The organism is Wylensekiella montiformis, assembly GCF_009697385.1.
In the GTDB taxonomy this organism is placed as follows: Bacteria; Bacillota; Negativicutes; order Selenomonadales; family Selenomonadaceae; genus Selenomonas_A; species Selenomonas_A montiformis.
On sequence record NZ_VUNL01000005.1, the window covers coordinates 173,472 to 191,339 of the forward strand.

20 protein-coding genes, 1 tRNA gene and 3 pseudogenes are annotated in these 17,868 nt (G+C 54.5%); 17 read left to right on the forward strand and 7 right to left on the reverse strand.

Annotation, left to right across the window (positions count from 1 at the left end; all coding sequences use genetic code 11):
* Positions 1–149: 149 nt before the first annotated feature.
* Genes FYJ78_RS06185 through FYJ78_RS06200 form a run of 4 tightly spaced genes read left to right on the forward strand, consistent with a single transcriptional unit; the run spans position 150 to position 2,852 of the window.
* The gene (locus FYJ78_RS06185; RefSeq protein ID WP_154620523.1) at positions 150–350 is read left to right on the forward strand and encodes a 4Fe-4S binding protein; all 201 of its coding nucleotides are present in this window, start codon (positions 150–152) and stop codon (positions 348–350) included.
* The gene (locus FYJ78_RS06190; protein ID WP_154620524.1) at positions 347–1,495 is read left to right on the forward strand and encodes a 2-oxoacid:acceptor oxidoreductase subunit alpha; all 1,149 of its coding nucleotides are present in this window, start codon (positions 347–349) and stop codon (positions 1,493–1,495) included. Before FYJ78_RS06185 ends, FYJ78_RS06190 begins: the two co-directional genes overlap by 4 nt.
* On the forward strand, positions 1,495–2,319 hold the full coding sequence (locus tag FYJ78_RS06195; protein WP_154620525.1) for a 2-oxoacid:ferredoxin oxidoreductase subunit beta: 825 nt from the start codon (positions 1,495–1,497) through the stop codon (positions 2,317–2,319). The genes FYJ78_RS06190 and FYJ78_RS06195 overlap by 1 nt, the downstream gene beginning before the upstream one ends.
* Complete coding sequence (locus FYJ78_RS06200; RefSeq protein ID WP_154620526.1) at positions 2,316–2,852, forward strand: 2-oxoacid:acceptor oxidoreductase family protein; 537 nt, start codon at positions 2,316–2,318, stop codon at positions 2,850–2,852. Before FYJ78_RS06195 ends, FYJ78_RS06200 begins: the two co-directional genes overlap by 4 nt.
* A gap of 93 nt (positions 2,853–2,945) precedes the next feature.
* Here FYJ78_RS06200 and FYJ78_RS06205 read toward each other — a convergent pair whose 3' ends face one another.
* The gene (locus FYJ78_RS06205) at positions 2,946–3,266 is read right to left on the reverse strand and encodes a hypothetical protein (protein ID WP_235899887.1); all 321 of its coding nucleotides are present in this window, start codon (positions 3,264–3,266) and stop codon (positions 2,946–2,948) included.
* A gap of 214 nt (positions 3,267–3,480) precedes the next feature.
* Between FYJ78_RS06205 and FYJ78_RS06210 the strand changes: the two genes are divergently transcribed.
* From FYJ78_RS06210 to FYJ78_RS12950, 3 genes and pseudogenes are all read left to right on the forward strand, one after another.
* Positions 3,481–4,554, forward strand: coding sequence for an FAD:protein FMN transferase (locus tag FYJ78_RS06210; protein ID WP_195847887.1), 1,074 nt, complete (start codon positions 3,481–3,483; stop codon positions 4,552–4,554).
* Positions 4,555–4,704: 150 nt separating this feature from the next.
* Positions 4,705–4,780 (forward strand) — tRNA-Thr (locus tag FYJ78_RS06215).
* A 606-nt stretch (positions 4,781–5,386) separates the two neighbouring features.
* A pseudogene (locus FYJ78_RS12950) lies at positions 5,387–6,406 on the forward strand (phosphoethanolamine transferase); the annotation flags it as partial.
* 28 nt (positions 6,407–6,434) lie between these two features.
* Here FYJ78_RS12950 and FYJ78_RS06225 read toward each other — a convergent pair.
* Together FYJ78_RS06225 and FYJ78_RS06230 are read right to left on the reverse strand one after the other, a co-directional pair.
* Positions 6,435–7,202 carry a sulfite exporter TauE/SafE family protein gene (locus tag FYJ78_RS06225; protein WP_154620529.1) on the reverse strand — a complete coding sequence of 256 codons (768 nt, stop codon included), beginning with the start codon at positions 7,200–7,202 and terminating at the stop codon, positions 6,435–6,437.
* A 131-nt stretch (positions 7,203–7,333) separates the two neighbouring features.
* A complete protein-coding gene (locus tag FYJ78_RS06230) occupies positions 7,334–7,756 on the reverse strand; it encodes an EamA family transporter (protein ID WP_154620530.1) in 423 nt (140 codons plus the stop codon).
* Between the two features lie 270 nt (positions 7,757–8,026).
* Between FYJ78_RS06230 and FYJ78_RS06235 the strand changes: the two genes are divergently transcribed.
* Both FYJ78_RS06235 and FYJ78_RS06240 read left to right on the forward strand, forming a co-directional pair.
* Positions 8,027–8,860, forward strand: coding sequence for an Rpn family recombination-promoting nuclease/putative transposase (locus FYJ78_RS06235; RefSeq protein ID WP_154620531.1), 834 nt, complete (start codon positions 8,027–8,029; stop codon positions 8,858–8,860).
* A gap of 82 nt (positions 8,861–8,942) precedes the next feature.
* A complete protein-coding gene (locus FYJ78_RS06240) occupies positions 8,943–10,385 on the forward strand; it encodes a fused HPr family phosphocarrier protein/2-hydroxyacid dehydrogenase (protein ID WP_328597652.1) in 1,443 nt (480 codons plus the stop codon).
* 168 nt (positions 10,386–10,553) lie between these two features.
* On the opposite strand, the pseudogene FYJ78_RS06245 reads toward FYJ78_RS06240, so the two are convergent.
* A pseudogene (locus FYJ78_RS06245) lies at positions 10,554–10,631 on the reverse strand (type II toxin-antitoxin system YafQ family toxin); the annotation flags it as partial.
* Positions 10,632–10,768: 137 nt separating this feature from the next.
* Here FYJ78_RS06245 and FYJ78_RS06250 point away from each other — a divergent pair.
* The 3 genes from FYJ78_RS06250 (at position 10,769) to FYJ78_RS12955 (ending at position 12,405) form a co-directional block, all read left to right on the forward strand.
* Positions 10,769–11,638, forward strand: coding sequence for an Rpn family recombination-promoting nuclease/putative transposase (locus tag FYJ78_RS06250; protein WP_154620532.1), 870 nt, complete (start codon positions 10,769–10,771; stop codon positions 11,636–11,638).
* 140 nt (positions 11,639–11,778) lie between these two features.
* Positions 11,779–12,039: a transposase gene (locus tag FYJ78_RS06255; protein WP_328597655.1), complete on the forward strand. Its 261-nt coding sequence runs from the start codon at positions 11,779–11,781 to the stop codon at positions 12,037–12,039.
* A gap of 267 nt (positions 12,040–12,306) precedes the next feature.
* Positions 12,307–12,405 (forward strand): HNH endonuclease, encoded by a 99-nt coding sequence (locus tag FYJ78_RS12955; RefSeq protein WP_328597656.1) that lies wholly within the window; start codon positions 12,307–12,309, stop codon positions 12,403–12,405.
* A gap of 10 nt (positions 12,406–12,415) precedes the next feature.
* Here the strand turns inward: FYJ78_RS12955 and FYJ78_RS06265 are convergent, their stop codons facing one another.
* Positions 12,416–12,688: a type II toxin-antitoxin system RelE/ParE family toxin gene (locus FYJ78_RS06265; RefSeq protein WP_328597657.1), complete on the reverse strand. Its 273-nt coding sequence runs from the start codon at positions 12,686–12,688 to the stop codon at positions 12,416–12,418.
* On the reverse strand, positions 12,681–12,974 hold the full coding sequence (locus tag FYJ78_RS06270) for a type II toxin-antitoxin system RelB/DinJ family antitoxin (protein ID WP_154620535.1): 294 nt from the start codon (positions 12,972–12,974) through the stop codon (positions 12,681–12,683). The genes FYJ78_RS06265 and FYJ78_RS06270 overlap by 8 nt, the downstream gene beginning before the upstream one ends.
* A 50-nt stretch (positions 12,975–13,024) precedes the next feature.
* On the opposite strand from FYJ78_RS06270, the pseudogene FYJ78_RS12960 reads away from it, so the two are divergent.
* The 4 genes and pseudogenes from FYJ78_RS12960 to FYJ78_RS13155 all read left to right on the forward strand — a co-directional run.
* Positions 13,025–13,156 (forward strand): annotated as a pseudogene (locus FYJ78_RS12960) (terminase); the annotation flags it as partial.
* 556 nt (positions 13,157–13,712) lie between these two features.
* Positions 13,713–14,171 carry a low molecular weight protein-tyrosine-phosphatase gene (locus tag FYJ78_RS06280; RefSeq protein WP_154620536.1) on the forward strand — a complete coding sequence of 153 codons (459 nt, stop codon included), beginning with the start codon at positions 13,713–13,715 and terminating at the stop codon, positions 14,169–14,171.
* A gap of 67 nt (positions 14,172–14,238) precedes the next feature.
* Positions 14,239–15,615: a sodium-dependent transporter gene (locus tag FYJ78_RS06285; protein WP_154620537.1), complete on the forward strand. Its 1,377-nt coding sequence runs from the start codon at positions 14,239–14,241 to the stop codon at positions 15,613–15,615.
* Between the two features lie 525 nt (positions 15,616–16,140).
* Entirely contained in the window at positions 16,141–16,569 is a 429-nt protein-coding gene (locus tag FYJ78_RS13155; RefSeq protein ID WP_235899900.1) for a methyl-accepting chemotaxis protein, read from the forward strand.
* Positions 16,570–16,662: 93 nt separating this feature from the next.
* On the opposite strand, the gene FYJ78_RS06295 is transcribed toward FYJ78_RS13155, so the two are convergent.
* A complete protein-coding gene (locus FYJ78_RS06295; RefSeq protein ID WP_154620539.1) occupies positions 16,663–17,004 on the reverse strand; it encodes a hypothetical protein in 342 nt (113 codons plus the stop codon).
* A gap of 308 nt (positions 17,005–17,312) precedes the next feature.
* Here FYJ78_RS06295 and perR point away from each other — a divergent pair, with 308 nt between their 5' ends.
* On the forward strand, positions 17,313–17,759 hold the full coding sequence (perR, locus tag FYJ78_RS06300) for a transcriptional regulator PerR (RefSeq protein ID WP_195847891.1): 447 nt from the start codon (positions 17,313–17,315) through the stop codon (positions 17,757–17,759).
* Positions 17,760–17,868 lie beyond the last annotated feature (109 nt).

Here is a 17,868-nt window from a genome sequence, read left to right on the forward strand (position 1 = left end):
ATAATAAATTTACAAAAAGCTGGATTTTTATTAACATATCTGCTATGATGTAAAAGTGTATTGCATAAAAGACATACTTTCTATGTATTTGTGGCATAATATCGGCCCTTTTGTGGCAGAAAAAGTATTGTTGACTGGGAGGGACCTCGATGAAGTCTGAAATCACCATCAAGATGGCGAGATGCAAAGGCTGTGGAATCTGCGTGGCGTTCTGCCCGAAACAGGTGCTGGCCTTGGATGAGCTGGGAAAGGTACATGTGGCTAACGGCGATGCCTGTATCGCCTGCGGACAGTGTGAGCTGCGCTGCCCGGATTATGCGATTTTTGTTGATAAGGGGGCGGAAGCATGAGCAAGGCAAGATTAATGCAGGGAAATGAAGCCTGCGCTGAGGGCGCGATTGCCGCGGGAGTCCGCTTCTTTGCAGGCTATCCGATTACGCCGTCCACCGAAGTGGCGGAGACGATGGCCAAGCTGTTGCCGCGCGTCGGCGGCAAGTTCGTGCAGATGGAGGATGAGATCGCCAGCATGGGCGCAATCCTCGGAGCCTCGCTGGCCGGCATGAAGGCGATGGATGCGACCTCCGGCCCGGGCTTTTCCCTGAAACAGGAACTCATCGGCTATGCGGCCTGTGCGGAAATCCCGTGCGTCCTCGTCAACGTACAGCGCGTCGGCCCGTCGACCGGTCAGCCGACGGCGCCGTCTCAGGCGGACGTGATGCAGGCCCGCTGGGGGACGCATGGCGACCATCCCATCATTGCGCTTGCGCCGTGGAGCGTCCGTGAGACGTACGATACGACGGTCATGGCCGTGAATTACGCCGAGCGCTTCCGCACACCGGTCATCCTGCTCATGGACGAGATCGTCGGCCACCTGCGTGAAAACGTCGTACTGCCCGAACCGGAGGAACTCCGGCTCTATCCGCGCCGCGTGCCGAAAAAGACGCGGGCTGAGGGATACGAACCCTTTGAACCGGATGAAGACCTCGTACCGAACGTCGCGGATTTTGGAACGGGCTATCGTATTCATGTTACAGGACTGATTCATGATGATACAGGGTTCCCGGTCGGCAGTCCGAAGGTCACGGAAGAATCCATCCGCCGCTTGCATGAAAAAATCGCCCGCGCGGGTGAGGAGATCATTCATACGGAAGAATATTTCATGGATGATGCCGAATATGCCGTGGTAGCATTTGGCGGCACAGCCCGCACGGCCTATGAGGCGGTGGCCAATGCCCGCCGGAGAGGGCAGAAGGTCGGTCTGCTCCGTCTCATGACGATCTGGCCGTTTGCCGACAAGGCCATTGAGCGGCTGGCTGCCCGCGTCAAGGGCATTACCGTGGCCGAGCTGAACTACGGCCAGATTGTGAACGAAGTACGCCGCGCCGCTGCTGGAAAATGCCGGGTAGAGCTTTGCGGCAAATACAATATGAAGGCGTTTGAACCGGCGGAAATCGAAGCCGGTATCGATGCGCTCTGCGGGGAGGGGAATAAGTAATGGAAAGAAGCTATGAAAAATATTTCCGTCAGAACCGGCTCCCGCACCTTTGGTGCCCCGGCTGCGGCAATGGCATTGCGATGAAGGCAATCGTGGAAGCCATTGAGAAAAAAGGTCTGTCTCAGGACAACACGGTCATTGTATCCGGTATCGGCTGTTCGTCGCGGGCCTCCGGTTATATGGATTTCGATACGCTCCATACGGCGCATGGCCGGGCTATTCCGTTTGCAACCGGCATTAAGCTGGCCAATCCGGATCTTCATGTCATCGTGATTACGGGCGACGGAGACTGCACGGCTATCGGCGGCAATCATTTCATCCACGGATGCCGCCGCAACGTAGACCTCACCGTTGTGCTGTTCAACAACAACATTTACGGCATGACCGGCGGACAGGCTTCCCCGATGACACCGCTCGGCAAAAAAGCGACGACGGCGCCGTATGGATCGGTGGATCGTCCCTTTGACGCCTGCCATCTGGCTGAAGCGGCCGGCGCTACCTATGTGGCGCGCTCCACAGCCTATCATGAAAAGCATCTCGTCGATATGATTGCGGGCGGGCTGGACAATAAGGGATTTTCCTTTATCGAGGCCATGGTTCAGTGTCCGACCGCCTATGGGCGCAAGAACAAGATGGGGAGCCCGGCGAATATGCTCATGTGGATGCGCGATAACGCCGTCATGAAGGCGGCCTGGGACAAACTGCCGGACGATAAAAAAGCCGGTGAGAAATTCCCCATTGGCCTGTTTTATCAGGCTGAGGCCATGGATTATGATACGGCGTATGATCAGGTCATTGAGCGGGCAGGGGGTGCGGCAAAATGAGAAAACAGCTGAGATTATCCGGTTCCGGCGGACAGGGCGTCATTACGGCGGCCATTATCCTTGCAGAAGCCGCCGTGGCCGAGGGAAAAGAAGCCGTCCAGTCCCAGTCCTATGGACCGGAAGCGCGCGGTGGCGCGTCAAAGTCCGAAGTCATCATTGACGACGGCCCGATCTATCATCCGCATGTGCTTGTGCCGGATCTCGTGCTGGCCATGACACAGAAGGCCGCGGATAAATATTACAGCGATCTGAATCCGGACGGTCTGCTCGTACTGGACGACAGCCTCGTACCGGAGACGCCGGACTTTCCGCATGTCGTGCGCATCCCGATCACCAGACTGGCCGTGGAAGAGGTCGGCAGGCCGCTGTTCGCCAATATCGTGGCATTGGGCGCGCTGGTCCGCCTTACCGGTCTGGTGAAGTTCGAGACGATCAGGCAATCCGTAGCGCATCGCGTCCCGCCGCATACGGTGGAACAAAACATGAAAGCCCTTCAGGTCGGCTGGGATGCCGCCGGGGACGCGAAAAAATAAAACAACCGTCCGACGCATGGAAGCCGGCGGCAGGAAACGCAAAAGGCAGGAAACTCGTGCTTGAGTCTCCTGCCTTTTTTGTCGGCGCCTGATTCAGAGCCAGATATGGCGGATGCAAAGGGCGATGAAACAGACGATGGCGATACAGAAGGTAAAATATTCGACGCACCGTACCGGATAGGCATAATGCAGCGGGATATCCATGACGCGCGGCACATTGCTGGCAAGCAGAGAAAGAGCGATGGAGACATAGAGCAGGACATTGACCAGCGGGATGATCAGATAGGTCGAAAACGCGCGGATCAGGAGATAGACGGCAAAAGCAATGAAAAAATAGGCGATCTTATCGGCTTGCTTGCGGGCATTCATGGTATCACATCCTTTTTCATTCGTATGTATACTATTTTCGCGCATCGGACAGAAAATCCTGCCGCCGCCGCGAATTTCGCCTGCCGCGATTCTTGACAGAGGCGGGTTCCCTTTTGTACAATCACGTTGTAAATCCGTCGGCGGCAGAGCGCAATCCGTTTGCACCGGATAAGCGGCCGCCTGCGCTGGCGGGAGTATGTGTCAATGGCAGGTTCTGCCTGAGATCCCGGAACTTGCCATAGAGAAGGAAGGTATCAGTTTGAAAGCGAAGCGGATTTTTCTGGCAGGAGTCGTGTTGATGCTGCTGATTTTGCTGTCCGGCTGCGGGCGGCAGCAGGTGCAGCGCCATGAAATGCTCATGGACACGGTCGCCACGCTCAGTGCGGAGGGGCCGCAGGCCCGGGAGGCTGTCGATGAAGGAATGGAGCGGCTTCGGGAGCTGGATGCCATGGCATCGCCGGCCGGCGTGGACAGCGACCTGCAGAAGCTGGCAGAATCTGCGGGCAGCGGGCAGTGGGTGCCGCTCCACGCCGAAGTATATCACATGCTGGAAGTCTCTCAGGAATATTCCCGCCGGACGGACGGGGCCTGGGACGTGACGACGGGGCCGCTTGTCGCGCTGTGGGGAATCGGCACGGAACATGCGCACGTCCCTTCGGCGGAAGAAATCGCACAGGCCCGTGCGCGCGTCGGCTGGCAGAAACTCGAACTGCAGCCCGAAACGCAGAGCGCCCGGCTGACCGAAAGCGGCATGAGTCTGGATCTCGGCGGCATTGCCAAGGGCATGGCATTGGACGAAGTGCGGAAAATCTATGACAAACACGGCATCCGGAACGGACTGATCAATCTGGGCGCCAGCTCTCTTTTCGCGCTGGGGAACAATGACAAAGGCGCATCCTGGCGGATCGGCATCCGCCATCCGCGCAGCAGCGATCCCGATACCATGCTGGCGGTCATCCCGCTTTCCGGGCAGGCCCTGTCCACATCCGGCGACTACGAACGATTTTTTGAACGTGACGGCATCCGCTATCACCATATCCTCGACCCGCGGACCGGCGCGCCTTCCCGCAGCGGCGCCATGAGCGACACCATCGTTGTCGACGGCAGTCTGCCGGACGCCGGCATGCTGTCCGACCTGCTGACGACCGCCGTATTCGTCCTCGGCCCGGAACAGGGGCAGGACTTCCTTCGCCGTCTGCCTCCGGAAATCCACGGCATGATCTGCAGTCAGGATCAAATCCTCTGGCCGGCGCATGGCCTGAACGACATCATTCAGCAAGTCCATCCGGATTTCACATGGCATATCCAGACCGAACCTGCCGACGTGCCGTGAGGCGCATGGCAGACCAGACGTGTTCCTTTTTGATTCTGCAGGTGCAGTTTAGCAGATAGGAAAAACCTACAAGCAAATCGTCAGCGAAAAAAATTTTATTGACAAAGTACAGAATAGGGGATATAATGACTACGCATTATGATGATGCGTGCTGATTTAGCTCAGTTGGTAGAGCAGCTCATTCGTAATGAGCAGGTCGTAGGTTCAAGTCCTATAATCAGCTCCATAAGCAATCAAGGCTTCCGGTTTACCGGGGGCCTTTTCTTATGAGCGGGGATGCGCGGTCCGTTGGAAAATAGATTGCGTTTTCGCCTGCGGGAAAAGAGGAGGAGCGGCGAGGGTGAAGCATTACGGTTTTCGATCTGTCTGGCGGCGTGCGGCCGCTTCCTGGCGGTGGTCTACCGCCTTTTTTGCTGTGCTTTGCGTGACCAATATACCGACATTGGTGCAGCTGTCGCTTTTCGAGGGGGCATCGCTTGCGCCTTTTCCGCGGTTTGTCCTGATGGTGGAAGGCATGTTCCGGGTCATGGGCTGTGCGCTTGTGCTGACGGCTGCCGCCGGGTTCCTGCCGCGGGCGGTGCGGACGGGGCTGGCAGGACTCAGCATCCTGCTCTTCGGCGTGGATGCCTTCACCCTGCGTCAGTATCACAGTGTGCTCGATGCCGGACTGCTGGAAGTGGTCGCTGCGACGAATCCGGCGGAGGCAACGGAATATGCCGTCAGTCAGGCGGGCGCGATCGCACCGGTTGCCGCATGGACCTTGCTGGCTTTCGGTCTGGCTATGCTGTGCTGGAAACGGGGGAACGTGCCTGCGTCCGTGCGCTGCTGCTTCATGAGGCTGCGGTATGTCCGCTTTGCGCTGGCGGGGTTGATTCTGCTGTTTTTCACGGCGGGGCTGGTTCATGCGCGGTATGATCCGGAGCAGCAGGTGCGCCATATCCCGCAGTCCCTGTCGCTTTGGCGGCTGGCGGTGAATGTACAGCAGGCAAAGGAGGAGATCGGCTCGACCGCATATGTAGACTATACGCTGGCGCAGCATCCGGTTACGATCCTTTCGGACGCGCATGATATTCCGTATGTGATCGTTATCCTTGGAGAATCGACGAGCCGCCATCATATGTCGCTGTATGGCTATGGCCTGCCGACGACGCCGCACCTCGATGCCCGCGGCGCGGCGGGCGAGCTGGCGGTATTCCGCGAGGTGACCAGTCCGCATGCGGGGACGATGGCCGTGCTGCGCACCTTGTTCAGCTTTTATGACAACGCATCAGAAGGCCTGTGGTATGAATACGGGAATCTTTTCGATATCCTGCGGCATTCGGGGGTGCGTACGGCCTGGCTGTCGAATCAGGAGTCGTCCGGTTTCTACGGGAGCATTGGGCGGACGCTTGGCGGGCGCTGCGATACGATGAAATTTACGAGCTGTCTGTCCCATACGATTGATTTGTCCGAGCGATATGATGAAGAGCTTTTGCCGCTGCTGGATGAGACGTTGGCGGAAGAAAGCGATGCGGAGTCTCATTTTCTCGTATTGCACCTCATGGGGGCGCATGAGGATTTCCAGCGGCGTTATCCCGCCGCCTATGCGCAGTTTACCGCGGAGGATGAACGCGGTCGGGGTCTGGCCTCCGGGGAAAAAGAACGCGCTGTGCGCGCGGCATACGATAACGCCGTACTCTATGATGATGCCATTGTCGATGCGATCCTTCGGCGGTTCGAGGGAAAAGACGCCGTCGTTGTATTCCTGTCGGATCACGGAGAAGAAGTTTACGATGTGCGCGATCTTGCGGGACACGGGGACGAAGCGAGCCCATGGCAGCGCGATATTCCTTGCGTCGTCTGGATGTCGCGGGCATTTCAAACCAATCATCCGGCGGCCGTCAGAAGAAAAAGGCGCCGGCCTTGTGGAACAAAAACTCCGCGCAGCCAAAGAGCGACGTTGCGTAGAGCAGCACAAAAATCGCCTGCCGCAGCCAGCCCTTTGGTACAAAGCGGTAAAGCAGATCGCCGAGCAGGAGCCCCGTCAGCAGACCGGGGACGAGATACAAAAACCCCGCAAACGATGAGTCAATGCCATATCCGCCGAGTCCGTGCGTGACGAGTGACGTGATGTTGCAAAGAAAAAAGAACAGAAAACATGTGGCGCGCAGCATCCCGGGCGCCATTTTCGTGTGCGCAATATAAATGAGAAACGGCGGCCCGCCCATGCCCGTCGTGACAGAGGTAATGCCCGCTAGCACGCCCGTCCTCACCGAGTTGCCGTTCGTCTCGCGGAAGCGCGCCCGCGTCGCCTGCATGACGAGCAGGGAGATCAGCACCATGAGGTTGATGAGCAGCTTCAATGTCTCACTGGCTGCCATATCGAAAATCTGAAAGCCGATGGGCTGCCCGATGAGAACGCCGAGATACAGAAACGCCACCAGCCGCAGGTTCACCTCGCGCAGATGCAGGATGCTCTGGACAAAATTGCCGCAGAGACAGAGCAGCAGCACGACGGATACCACCGCTTTTGCATCGTAAAACAACATCAAAAGCGGTGCCATAACAATCGCCAGCCCGAAGCCCGTAAGCGACTGCAGGAACGCCGCAGCCGCGACGCAGCTGAGCGGCAGCGCATGTGCGGCGAGTCCCGAAAGATAAGATTCCATTCCAACGACCTCCTGAGATTTGTTTTTCCTTTCTATTATACAATGAACCACAGTCAGGCGGGAGTTTTGCATCCATTACCATCGGATAAAAGCTGGGGAGAGGCATTGTCAGTCCCTTGATGTTGATTCTTTCATGTGTGAAGGAAAAAAATACCGATCAGGCAAAGGGCGATGCCCAGAAACTGTCTGGGGAGAAGGATATCTTTGTAACACAGCACGCCGACCGCTGTCAGCAGGAGAGCTATGGTGACATTGACTACGAGCGAAGCGGTGCTGATTTTCCAGCCGGCCCGGTACATCAGGATATAGCCGAGTTCAACGCCAACAAGCGTCACGCCCCAGACGGCGCAAGTCCCATTGAGAGAAAAGAGATCCTGACGCAGAGAATGACTCGTGATCAGATACGCGGCGGCGCACAGCAGAAAACTGACCAGATAGGCCACGCTGAGCGCGAGAAACGGAGGAACGCCCGACGGGGTTGCCTTCGCAGCCAGATGATAGCCCATATTGCCGATCACGCCGATAAAAAAGGGAACGAGGAAAGCCAGGTTCATGTGTCTCAGCACCTCCTAAACAAAAAAGAGGTGTCGGGAGATTGTCTTGCCGCATGCGGTCATGCCGTAAAACAATCTCCCGACACCTCGGTATTTTCTGTCCGGCGACAGAAAATACATATCGATGAGATTACTGCCATTCTATCATATCTGTTTTGCCGCGTCAACGTGAAGTGAAGGAGGCCGGGCTTGCTGCTCTTTGCATCAGTGAACTCTCTTGCCAATGATATTCCCGTCAGCGTATAATTGAGTTAGAAAGGAGTGTTGCCCATGGAAGAAATGACGAGGAGCGAGGTCAACAAGATCTGGGAAAACCTGACCATCGCGGACAATTTCATCTTTCAGAAAGTCATGCGCAAGAAACGTCTCTGTAAGCGGTTCATCGAGAAGATTCTGCACATCAGGATTCGGAAGATTATGTTCCCGGAAACGGAAAAAGGTATCAATGTTCGCCGTGACAGCAAGAGTGTCAGATTAGACGTCTACGTCGAGGACGACAAGGGTACGCTCTACGACATCGAGATGCAGACGACTGACTACGCCGACCCCGCGGAACTACCGAAGCGTACGCGCTATTATCAGGCCATGATGGACATGGATGTGCTTAACAAGGGCGAGTTCTACACGAAGTTGCGGAAGACTTATATCATCTTTATTTGCACGTTTGATCCCTTTGACCGCAATCTCAGCCAGTACACTTTCCGTGAGACCTGCGCAGAGGATGCGACGTTGGAGATGGGCGACGAGACGACGAAGATTTTTCTGAACAGCAAAGGAAAACGAGAAGGCATCGACAGCGATCTCGCGGCTTTCCTCGACTACATCGAGGGCAAGGCGCCGAAGGGAAAATTTACGGAAACCATTGCCAATGAGGTGGAAGTAGCAAAAGAAAACAAGGAAATGAAGGTGGAGTATATGACCTACTACATGGAACTGCGGAGAAGCGAAGAACGCGGTATGGAAAAAGGTATGGAAAAAGGTATGGAAAAAGGCCGTTTGGAAACGTTGAAGTCACTCGTTGTGGCAAAGCTCCTGAGCCTGAAAGACGCTGCGGATGTGGCGGGTATGTCAGAGGAAAAATTCAAGAAGATCGCAGAGCTCTGAGGAGGTTTGTTGGTGTTTCGGATTCTTTTTGTCTGCTACGGCACTACAGAAGCATCCGGCGCGGCGGGCTTTCTCTGCAGCGGTGTCAATCTCGGTAAAAGACTTTCAAAAAAGTGCAGCGAGACTGCAATATGTTATTGATTTCACACGCTCGGCGTCGTATAATCGTATTTGCGATATAGATATAATAGATGAGACGCATTGTTTTTATGGGAGGATCCTATTAATGAAAAAATTCCAAGTCGTCGTGAAGTGTTCACTCGGTATCCATGCGCGTCCCGCAGCGCAGATCGCGCAGTCATGCAGCAGCCTGCGGGCGGCGGTGACGCTCGAAACCGACCATGAAACTGCCCAGGGCAACAATGTGCTGGAGATCCTGAACCTCCATGCCGCGAAAGGCGCGAAGGTCAATGTCACGGTGGACGGCCCCGACGAGGAGGAGGCCGCGCAGAAGATCCAGGAGGTCTTTGAGGCCATGGGCCCGAAGGAGAAAGAGGTCCCCGTCCTCAAGGTCGCGTTCTTTGGCACGAAGGATTATGACCGCCTCTATTTCAGCGAACTCGCAAAGGACAAGGGCGAGGGTACGTACAACGTCGAGCTCAAATATTTCACGAGCCGCCTGACGAACGAGACGGCGCATCTCGCCAATGGCTATGACGCCGTGTGCATTTTCGTCAATGACGAGGCGCCGCGCCCTGTCATCGAGCAGCTGCACGATGGCGGCGTCCGACTGATCCTCTTGCGCTGCGCTGGCTTCAACAATGTCGATAAAAAGGCTGCTGCCGAGTACGGCATCGCGGTTCTGCGCGTACCGGCCTATTCCCCGTACGCGGTGGCGGAGCATGCGATGGCGACGCTGCAGGCCGCGAACCGCCGCCTGCACAAGGCGTACAACAAGGTGCGCGACAACAACTTCGACCTCACGGGCCTGCTCGGCGTCGATCTCCACAACAAGGTCGCCGGCATCCTCGGCACGGGGCGCATCGGCCAATGCATGGCGCGCATCTGCAAGGGCTACGGCATGACGGTCATCGGCTGGGATGCGTACCCGAACAAGAAGCTCGAGGAAGAGGGGCTGCTCACTTATGCCTCGAAGGAGGAGGTTCTGAAGCGCTCCGACCTCATCTCCATTCATGCACCGCTCATCATGGGCGAAGGCGGCACGTATCATCTCATCGATGAGAAGGCCATCTCCCTCATGAAGGACGATGTCATGCTCACGAATGCCGCGCGCGGCGGCCTCATCGATACGGAGGCGCTCATCGCTGCACTCAAGAAGGGCAAGTTCCATGCGGTCGCGCTCGACGTCTACGAGGGCGAGGATGACAATGTCTACACGGATCACAGCTTCGACGTCCTGACGGAGGATGTCACGGGCCGCCTGCTCATGTTCCCGCAGGTCATCCTCACGAGCCATCAGGCATTCTTCACGCGCGAGGCGCTGCAGGCCATCGCGGCGGTGACGATGGAGAACGCCCGCAATTTCAACGAGGGCTGCCCGCTCGGCGCTGCTGAGGTGAAATAAGCACCATTACGGTTTCTAATATCCCAAGACGCGGCAATATCTCATGGAGCACAGCATCATAAAGTTTTCCCGTGAAGCGTGAGAAAAAACGAAGAACGGCAGCCTGGCATATTTGCCTGGCTGCCGTTTTCTTTATTTCTTCCTGTATCCTGCAGGGAAGCATAGATGCTAGAATAAGTCAGAATGGGTACCTGTACGGAACAAGAAAAGTTCCAATGCATCTAAATCTTGGCGGTAAACAAGAAGCCAGTCTGGTTCTGGAGGCGCATGCTACTGTCAGACAGTATTGATATTGCACGCAATGGCAGCTCTTGGTACCAATAGATTCTCTTGCCAGCAGCGTTCCCGTCAGCGTATAATTGAATAAGAAAGGAGTGTTGCCCATGGAGGAAATGACGAGGAGCGAGGTCAACAAGATCTGGGAAAACCTGACCATCGCGGACAATTTCATCTTTCAGAAAGTCATGCGCAAGAAACGTCTCTGCAAGCGGTTCATTGAGAAAATCTTGCACATCAAGATCCGCAAGATCATGTTCCCGGAAACGGAAAAAGGGATCAACGTCCGCCGCGACAGCAAGAGCGTCAGATTAGACGTCTACGTCGAGGACGACAAGGGCACGCTCTACGATATCGAGATGCAGACAACCGACTACGCCGACCCCGCGGAACTACCGAAGCGTACGCGCTATTATCAGGCCATGATGGACATGGACGTGCTTAACAAGGGCGAGTTCTACACGAAGTTGCGGAAGACTTATATCATCTTTATCTGCACGTTTGATCCCTTTGACCGCAATCTCAGCCAGTACACTTTCCGTGAGACCTGCGCAGAGGATGCGACGCTAGAGATGGGCGACGAGACGACGAAGATTTTCCTGAACAGCAAAGGAAAGCGAGAAGGCATCGACAGCGATCTCGCGGCTTTCCTCGACTACATCGAGGGCAAGGCGCCGAAGGGAAAATTTACGGAAACCATTGCCAATGAGGTGGAAGTAGCAAAAGAAAACAAGGAAATGAAGGTGGAGTATATGACCTACTACATGGAACTGCGGAGAAGCGAAGAACGCGGTATGGAAAAAGGTATGGAAAAAGGTATGGAAAAAGGTATGGAAAAAGGTATGGAAAAAGGCCGTCAGGAAGGCCGTTGGACCACACTTGCGGAGTTGGTCCGTGAGGGCGTGCTCACGCTCAAGGAAGCCGCGAAGAAAGCAGGTATGTCCGAAGAAAACTTCCGGAAACTCGTGGTGCACTGAGAACCCTTGTACACCTTCCACGATGCCTGTACGGAGGATGCTGGCCTATACCCCGTTTGATGGACACTATAAACGAATGGTAAAATAAGACCATGAGGTGATGAGATAGTGTCCACGAAACAAAAGACCTATAGCAATGAATTAAGGAAGAAGCAGTCAAGCGTGTAATGAGTGGCATTCCTGCCAGTCAAGTAGCTCGTGAGCTGGATATAAATGTAAATTCGTTTTATACCTGGAAGCAGCGGTACATGAAGCATCCAGAGCAGCCTTTTGTCGGCAGCGGGAAACTCCATAAAGAAGACGAAGAGAAACGTCAGTTGCGTCAACGCATCAAAGAACTTGAGCGGGAGAATGAATTCTTAAAAAAAGCGAGTGCCTTCTTCGCCAAGAGCCTAAAGTGATCAGATATTTGTACATAGAGGCTAATCGCGGCAAATATTCGATTGCGAAGATGGCAAAATGGGTCAATGTGTCCAAGAGCGGTTATTACGCTTGGCATCGGCGACGGCCCAGTCAACGCGACATTGCCAATGACGAGCTACTGAGAAAGATTCGCGAATTGCATAAGATAACACACGAATCTTATGGTCCTAAGCGCATGGCAGCACAGATAAGCAAAGACACGGGCAATTAAGATTTAAAGAGCTTCCTTTCGTTTAAAGAGTCTAATCGTCGGGGGGCAGGCCACGAATGACGAGAGAAATCTTCGGAGTCTGTGCGTCAGCTGTCACGAGAAAATTCATCGGCGCAAAAAAAAAGACGGCTAATGATAAGCCGTCAAAATAAATCGGAATGCGTCCCCGTGCGGGAGGCGATAAGTATGATTTTTTCTTTGTCTACTGCATAAACAAGTAGCCAGTCTGGTTCAACATGACACTCGCGGAAGCCTTTATAATCTCCGGTCAGATCATGGTCACGATTCTTTTCCAGTAAAGGCTTTTCAGCACGAAGTTTCTGAAGGATATCGTCCAGCTTCGACAAATCATAACCCCGCTTGCGTATGCGTTTTAAGTCTTTTCTAAACTGTGTAGTGGTTACTAAGTCAATTATGGGCATCCTTCGCATCCATGTCCGCTAAAATGTCATTCAAGGAACTGTAGCGTTTTGCCTTGACTTTTCCGGCCATGATGTCCCGTGCTTCCTGCATGGCCATCACAGTTTCACGATTGTATCGTGGCTGTTTGGGCTGAAACGGAAAACCGCCTTCCATGATGGATGCATGAAGAAAGACATTGATAGCATCGGTGACCGAGATGCCAAGGCTGGAGAATACGGCCTCGGCTTGGGCTTTGATATCCGGCTCGATGCGAAGGTTGATGTTGGCTGTCTTAGGCATGACAATCCCTCCTTTTGAAGTATTGTAACGCAAAAGTGAAACAAATGCAATACCAAAAGCAAGCCAATCTGCTGTGGTACGAGATTTTTGAAATCGTCAAGCAAAACTGCACCACCACATTCGAGGGACTGCCCCAAGTGGACAAGATGGAACAACTGCTCCGCTCCAGGAAGGGCGGATGACATGATGTTGGAACGAAATCGGATCTATGGTGGCGAAGATGGCTCGGCTTGCCAGACGGGATTTTATCGGATTTGAAATATCGCCGGAATACTGCGCCATAGCGGAGGAACGATTAACAGCAATAACGACAGATAATGCAAGAGAGGGATATGTCACATGGACATATCCCTCTGTAGGTTTGTCAATGATGTGAGGATATTGTGATTCGCTATTTCCCATGCTATGATAAAGAAAATGTTCATTTGCCGTCGACATTTTCAGGGGCTTGCGGGAGTAGTACCCCCCATTCCTACTACGTTTTTACTATGTAAATCCCCAAGAGCGCAAGCCGCAGGCGCAGCGCGATTGGCAGGATTTACTGTAAGGACGGGCGCACAATGTCCACAAAGTGGACGTTTGTGCGTTAAGTTTACTACTTATGAGGGACTTAATATGCCCTGATTTGCCCTATTATGCCACTGCTACACTTTTTGACAATTCTGGTGTACTCTCAGCAAAGTCGGCACAAACGGGCATTTCACGGCGTATCACGTCATATCTGGAAGGAGATTTGTGATGAAGAAGATACTTTTTGTTTGCCACGGCAATATTTGCCGGTCGCCGATGGCGGAGTTTGTGATGCGGGAGCTGGTGCGGCGGGCAGGGCTTGCTGAGGAGATTGCGGTGGAGTCGAAGGCTTGCCGGACGGATGAGATCGGCAGTGATACGCATCCGGGGACGCAGCGTGTGCTGCGGGCCAATGGGATTCCTTTTTCGCGGCGGGAGGCTGGCCAGATTACCGGGGCGGATTACGGGGCATATGATGTCATCGTTGCCATGGATTCGGAGAATATGCGTGATTTGATGCGGCTGACCGGCAATGATCCGCAGAAAACGTGCCATTTGCTCATGAGCTTTGCGGGAGAGCGGCGCGATGTGGCGGACCCCTGGTATACGGGGGATTTCGATGCGACGTACCGCGACGTGCTGCGCGGCTGCCGTGCGCTGCTGGACAAGATCCGATCGATGCGGTAAGATAAATAAAACTTCATCAGAGGCCGTTTGAAGTGACGGCCTGTATTTTCGCAGAAGGGGTGTTTTTTTGGAGTCAAGGGGAAGTTTTTCGACACGTCTGGGATTTATTCTGGTGTCGGCGGGATGTGCGATCGGGCTGGGCAATGTCTGGCGGTTTCCTTATATCACCGGGCAATATGGCGGCGCGGCTTTTGTGCTGATTTATCTGGCCTTTCTGCTGCTGCTCGGCTTGCCGATCATGGTGGCGGAGTTTGCTGTCGGCCGTGCGAGTGTCCGCAGCGCGGCCAAATCGTTTGATGTGCTGGAGCCGGCGGGGACGAAATGGCACTGGTATAAATACGGAGCGATTGCGGGCAATCTGCTGCTCATGATGTTTTATACGACGGTTTCCGGCTGGATGTTGTATTATCTGTACAAGATGGCGTCCGGGGGGCTTGATGGGCTGGATGCGGCCGGCGTCGGCGCCGCATTCGGCGCGCTGCTGCAGGATCCTGTGACGATGGGCGGATATATGGCGCTGGTCGTGCTGCTTTGCGGCGGCGTCTGCTATCTTGGCGTGCAGGCTGGCGTGGAGCGCATTACGAAGTGGATGATGACCTGCCTGCTTCTGCTGATGGTTGCGTTGGCGGTCAACAGCGTCCTGCTGCCGGGAGGCGGCGAGGGACTGCGCTATTACCTGTATCCGGATTTTGGCAGGCTGCAGGCATACGGCTGGAAAGAGGTGGTCTTTGCCGCGATGGGGCAGGCGTTCTTTACGCTTTCCATCGGCATTGGCGCACTGGCGATCTTCGGCAGCTATATCGGCAAGTCCAAGCGTCTGACCGGCGAAGCGATCTGGGTGGTGCTTCTGGATACGTTTGTCGCGATCATGGCAGGGCTGATTATCTTCCCCGCCTGTTTCAGCTATGGTGTGGATCCGGCGAGCGGCCCGAATCTGCTGTTTGTCGCGCTGCCCAATGTATTCCTTGCGATGCCGCTCGGCCGGCTCTGGGGCGCTCTGTTTTTTCTGTTCATGTCCTTTGCTTCGATGTCTACGGTCATTGCCGTATTCGAAAATCTGATTGTCTGCTTTTTCGAGCTTCTTCGCCGGGATCGGCGGACGATCATTCGCTGGGGCATACCGGCCATCATTCTTTTGTCCCTGCCCTGCGTGCTCGGCTTTAATGTCTGGAGCGGCTTCCAGCCGTTCGGACCGGGGTCCTGCGTGCTGGACCTTGAGGATTTCTTTGTCAGCAACAATCTCCTGCCGCTTGGTTCGCTGGTTTATCTGGCCTTTTGTACGAGCCGTCTGGGCTGGGGCTGGGATTCCTTTATTCGGGAGGCGAATACGGGACGGGGCGTCCGGTTCCCGGATGGCGTGCGCTTTTATGTGACATGGATTCTGCCTCTGATTGTGCTGCTGATTTTTATCAACGGCTATTATGCGCTGTTTTTCAGCAAATGACCGGATGGAGGGAGAAATAAATGGAGAAACGGATTCCGCCGGCAGGGAATCCGCTTTTTTTGCAGAAAATTATTATATGTAAATCAAACAGTGCGTAATGAATGGTTACGAAGTCTGTTGTAAGGGGGAATCGCAATGGCAGTTTCCATATTGGAGGCATTTCAGGCAGTGACGCCGCTGCTGCCGCGGCTTATGACGCAGCGGGTGGGGATGGTCGTTTCAGACCGGGAAAAATGGATCGCATCCAACTCGATTCAGGAGATCGCTTCGCAGGTCGTGGTCGGCGAAGCGGTCAAGCCGGGAGCGGCGGTGGCCGTGGCTATGAACGAGAAGCGCCGCGTGGTGGTGCAGGTGAAAAAAGAAGTATACGGCGTGCCTTATGTGGCGGTCAGCATCCCATTGGAGGAAAACGGGCAGATCGTCGGGGCGGTGGCCGTTCATCAGTCGCTGGAACATCAGCGGGCCATGCACGAAACGGCAGAGCAGTTGTCGCAGGCTACGGAGACATTGTCCACGTCGCTTCGCATGATTTCAGAAAAAGCCGTATCGCTGGCAGACAGCGGCAAGAGTCTCAAGCAGCTTACCGCCAAAGCAGCCGACGAAGTCACGGAAACGGATAAGGTGATTGAATTCATCAAGGGCGTTGCGACGCAGACGAATATGCTGGGCCTCAACGCGGCCATCGAAGCGGCCCGCGCCGGCGAGCAGGGACGCGGCTTTGCCGTCGTCGCCGAAGAGGTCCGCAAGCTGGCGGAGAACAGTGCGGATTCGGCGCAGCAGATCACGGATATTCTGACCAAGATTCGCAATTCGATTCATTCGCTGAACGAGGAGATCGCCCAGCTCACGGAGGTCAACGTCGAGCAGGCCGATCTGATTCAGCAGATTTCGAAGGAAAGCAATGCGCTGCGGAAGACCTCGGAAGCGGTGGAAAAGATGGCTGGCGAGGTTTGACGGAGGAGCTTCTGCGGGCTTTGGCATACAAAAAACGGGAATCCGGCAAAAGATTGTCGGATTCCCGTTTTTTTGCGCCGATGGCCGGGCGGGTCAGCGGCTGACGTTTGAATCGGTGTTGCTGACTACGATGTTGCCGCCGTCGTTGACTTCCATGCGGACGTTCGTGATCTCCTGGCTGGCCTTGTTGACGGTCAGCTTATAGGTGATGTCCATACCGGCGTCTTCCCGGCTGAACGTCGCCACATAGTCGCTGCCCTCGTCGGCGACGCCGTTTAATACGCTGTCTCTCGGCACATAGCGCTGCGCGTAGCCGGCGGCTGTGACATCGTCGAGCACAGCCGGACGGGAGAACGACACGACGGTCAGGCCAAGCAGCAGGCTGAACATCAGGGCAATCATGGCAATCGGGCGAAGTACCTCATTCTTCTTCATAGTTATCAAACTCCTTTACATCTATAAATCGTTGTTATCCCTTTTCTGGCTCATAGTATACCGTTTTCTAAAACGAATGTAAAGGCTTTCATTTAAGAAAATAAAAGAAAGTGTTTTGCTAAAGCACGGAATAATCAGACAAAAGCGGAAACGCCTGCTGCGGCGCGGCGGAAGATGGGGATATCCGGCGGAATGAATCGGTTGACAGGAGAATGTTTTTTTACTAAAATATAAACAAATAGATAATTATTATTGGTTACAAAAGCCGGGCATTTCGGCTGAATGGAAAGGGGGATTTTATGAAGACGATGATGAAGCCGAAAGAAGTGACCGCCCTGTTAAGGGAGCAGGGGTTTAAGGTTACGCCGCAGCGGCTGGCCGTATACAACGCGCTTTCGCATACGACGGCGCATCCGAACGCGGAGATGCTGTACCGGGAGTTGCAGCCATATTATCCGACCATGAGTTTGGCTACGATTTACAAGACGCTGTCCATTCTCTGCGAGGTGGGACTGGCGCAGGAGCTGAATGTGGGCGAAGAAGCATTCCGCTATGATGCCAATACCAGTCATCATCCGCATATCCGCTGCATAAAGTGCGGGCGCGTGGACGATGTCATGACGGAGCTGCCTAGCCGGGATATGGAGCAGGCGGCGGCGCAGGAAACCGGCTATGTCCTGACGGATCATCAGTATTATTTTTTTGGAATCTGTCCGGTTTGCCAGACGGCAAAGAATGGCGGATTGTATAATTAAGTTGAACACTTAAAAATCCATAGCGAACCTTTGTGGTAAAATGTAGTTGCACAAAAACACAACCACAAAGGAGAATCGCTATGGATCAAAATCATTTTACCACGGATAC